Source organism: Amycolatopsis kentuckyensis, assembly GCF_002155975.1.
GTDB lineage: Bacteria > Actinomycetota > Actinomycetes > Mycobacteriales > Pseudonocardiaceae > Amycolatopsis > Amycolatopsis kentuckyensis.
On the sequence record NZ_MUMI01000569.1, the window covers coordinates 1 to 1,046 of the forward strand.

A 1,046-nucleotide genomic window follows, 5' to 3' on the forward strand; every position below is an offset into this window, starting at 1 on the left:
GGTCGGCGGCCGGGTCGACGTCCCGCTCGGTCGGTACGTGGAACGGGCTTTCGGCCAGCTCGGCCGGGTCGCGCGGGGAATCGAACGCCGGGTGCGGGGGCAGGACGCCGGTGCGGGCGACGTGCACGGCCTTGATGAACCCGGCGATCCCCGCCGCCGGGCCCAGGTGCCCGATGTTCGCCATCACCGAGCCGAGCCCGCAGTAGCCGGTGGCCCTGGTGCTCAGCCGGAACGCCTTGGCCAGCGCCAGCAGTTCGACGTGGTCCCCCAACGGGGTCCCGGTGCCGTGCGCCTCGACGTAGCGGACGAGCCCGGCCGGGACGCCGGACACGCGCAGGGCGGCCGCCACGACATCCGCGACGCCGTCCAGGTTGGGCGCGACGTACCCGAGGCGGTCGCCGCCGTCGTTGCCGACCGCGGTGCCGCGCAGCACCGCCAGCACGGGATCACCGTCGGCGAGCGCGTCGGCCAGCCGCCGCAGCACGACGACGCCGACGCCCGAGCCGTACGTCGTCCCGCTCGACTTCGCGTCGAACGACCGCACGTACCCGTCTTCCGACACCCACCCACCCGGCGCCGGCTGGTAGCCCAGCAGCGGGTCGAGCACCGTCGCCCCGCCCGCGAGCACCAGGTCGCTCTCGCCGGAAAGCAGGCTGAGCGTCCCGTAGTGCACCGCCGTCAGCGACGACGAGCACCCGGTCTGCACGCTCACCGAAGGCCCGCGCAGGCCCAGCTTGTAGGCGGCGCGGGAGGTCATGAAGTCCGCCTGGCCGCCGAGGGTCAGGTCCAAGTCGCCCACCGCGGCGGCGAGTCCTTCGTCGCGGACCCGCGCCGCGAACACCGCGGCCGAGTAGTTGCCGGCCGCGCTGCTGGCGAAGACCCCGGTGACCGGGCCGTCCGGGCGCGGCGGGTGCCCGGCCGATTCGAGGGCTTCCCAGCAGGCTTCGAGGAAGATCCGCTGCTGCGGGTCGATGGCGTCGACTTCGCGCGCCTTGTAGCCGAAGAACTCGGCGGCGAAGTCGGCCACGCCCGGCAGCGACGCGCCG

General features: G+C 74.8%; 1 protein-coding gene. It reads right to left on the reverse strand.

Annotation, left to right across the window (positions count from 1 at the left end):
* The coding region (locus tag CCN39_RS42120; RefSeq protein WP_244211254.1) for a beta-ketoacyl [acyl carrier protein] synthase domain-containing protein at positions 1–1,027 on the reverse strand (1,027 nt) is incomplete at its 3' end.
* Positions 1,028–1,046: the final 19 nt, after the last annotated feature.